The sequence below is a fragment of the Streptomyces sp. ADMS genome, assembly GCF_033441795.1.
Taxonomy (GTDB): domain Bacteria; phylum Actinomycetota; class Actinomycetes; order Streptomycetales; family Streptomycetaceae; genus Streptomyces.
Window position 1 is genome coordinate 1 of sequence record NZ_JAVFVX010000283.1, and the last position, 1,994, is coordinate 1,994.

The 1,994-nt window shown below is 67.6% G+C and carries 2 protein-coding genes; both read right to left on the bottom strand.

The genetic code is table 11. The features are described from left to right. On the bottom strand, positions 1–881 hold an 881-nt coding region (locus RB628_RS40370), incomplete at its 3' end, for an ATP-binding cassette domain-containing protein (protein WP_318325625.1). A 4-nt stretch (positions 882–885) separates the two neighbouring features. Next, the gene (locus RB628_RS40375) at positions 886–1,959 is read right to left on the bottom strand and encodes an ABC transporter permease (RefSeq protein ID WP_318325626.1); all 1,074 of its coding nucleotides are present in this window, start codon (positions 1,957–1,959) and stop codon (positions 886–888) included. Between the last annotated feature and the right edge of the window lie 35 nt (positions 1,960–1,994).

A 1,994-nucleotide genomic window follows, 5' to 3' on the forward strand; every position in this document is an offset into this window, starting at 1 on the left:
GCCTGGAGGTCCTCGGCCTCGGGGAGCTTTTCGACGTCGACGCCGCGTACCTGGGCCAACTCGTGTTTGAGGGCCGCGAGTTCGGCGCCGCCGGCCATGTGGTTGGTGAGTTCTTCGAGGGTGACCTCGCTGCGGGCGGCGGAGAGTTCCATGGTGCCCAGGCGCAGGACGCTGAAGTGGTCGCCGACCATGTAGGCGTGGTGCGGGTTGTGGGTGATGAAGATGACGCCCAGGCCCTTGTCGCGCGCGGCGGCGATGTACTTCAGGACGACGCCGGACTGCTTGACGCCGAGGGCGGCGGTGGGCTCGTCCAGGATGAGGACGCGGGCGCCGAAGTAGACGGCGCGGGCGATGGCCACGGACTGGCGCTGGCCGCCGGAGAGGGTGCCGATGGGCTGGTCGAGGTCGTCCAGGACGATGCCCATGTTGCGCAGTTCCGCGTCCGCGGTCTGTTTCATCCTCTCGATGTCCAGGCGGCGCACGGGCCAGGGGCCCCTGGTCATCTCGGAGCCGAGGAAGAAGTTGCGCCACACCGGCATCAGGGGGACGGTCGCCAGGTCCTGGTAGACGGTGGCGATCCCGGCGTCCAGCGCCTCGCGGGGGGTGCCGAAGTGCACGGCGTTGCCGTCGACGAGGACTTCGCCCTCGGTGTGCTGGTGCAGTCCGGAGATGATTTTGATCAGTGTGGACTTGCCGGCGCCGTTGTCGCCCAGGACGCAGGTGACCTGGCCGGAGCGGACGGCGAGGTTCACGCCGTGCAGGGCGCGGATGTTGCCGTAGGACTTGCCGGTGCCGCGCAGCTCGACGACCGGCGTGGCGTCCGCCGGTGAACTGTCGGGGGTGGGTGTGCTGTTGGGGGAGGTGGTTTCGTTGGTTGTCATCAGTTCACCTCCGGGTCGCCTGGCGGCGGACCCACAGATTGACGAGGGCGGCGACCAGGAGCATCACGCCGAGGAACGCCTTGAACCAGTCCGGGTTCCAGTTGGCGTAGACGATGCCCTGGGAGACCATGCCGAAGATGAAGGCGCCGATGACCGGGCCCACCGCCGAGCCGTAGCCGCCGGTCAGCAGACAGCCGCCGATGACGGCCGCGATGATGTACAGGAACTCGTTGCCCACGCCCTCGCCGGACTGCACGGTGTTGAACGAGAACAGCAGGTGCATGCCCACGAACCAGGCGCCCGCGCCCACGCCCATGAACAGGGCGATCTTCGTGAACTGCACCGGGACACCGACCGCGCGGGCGCTGTCCCTGCTGCCGCCGACCGCGAAGATCCAGTTGCCGAATTTGGTGCGCAGCAGCAGCCAGGTCGCGATCGCGGCGAACACCAGCCAGTACACGATCGTGATCTTGAAGTTGACGTCCCCGATGGCGAACTCCGACGCGAAGACCTTCTTGGCCTGGCCGAAACCGTCCATGTCGGCGATCGAGTCGCTCGCCACGTTCCCGGTGAAGACCTTCGTGACGGCGAGGTTGGCGCCCTGGAGGATCAGGAACGTGCCCAGGGTGACCAGGAAGCTCGGCAGTCCCGTCTTCATCAGCAGCCAGCCGTTGAAGGCTCCCACCGCGAGGGACACGATCAGGGCGACGAACACGCCGGTCCACACGTTCATGGACAGCTGGAAGCTGAGGATGGCGGCGGTCAGTGCCGAGGTGGTGACCGCGACACCGGCGGACAGGTCGAACTCCCCGCCGATCATCAACAACGCCACCGGCAGGGCCATGATGCCCATGACCGAGGCCTGGTAGAGAACGGTTGCCAGAGCGCTGGTCTCCCGGAAGGAAGGCGCCGCCGCGAAGAAGAACAGGTACACACCGATCGCGGCGATGAGAGCACCGACCTCGGGGCGGGCGAGCAGCCTGCGCCCCAGGGACCGCTGGTTGGTGCGGCCGTCCTTCTGAGTGACCGGCGGAGCCGGCGGCGAGGAACTCGCCGCCGGTGCCGTTGTCTGACTCATCGAGATCACCGAGTGCCCTTCGCGGCGAACTCGGC

Bases quoted from the DNA above. Each gene is read 5' to 3' on its own strand.
- RB628_RS40375 (WP_318325626.1), bottom strand. From the start codon at position 1,959: ATGAGTCAGACAACGGCACCGGCGGCGAGTTCCTCGCCGCCGGCTCCG.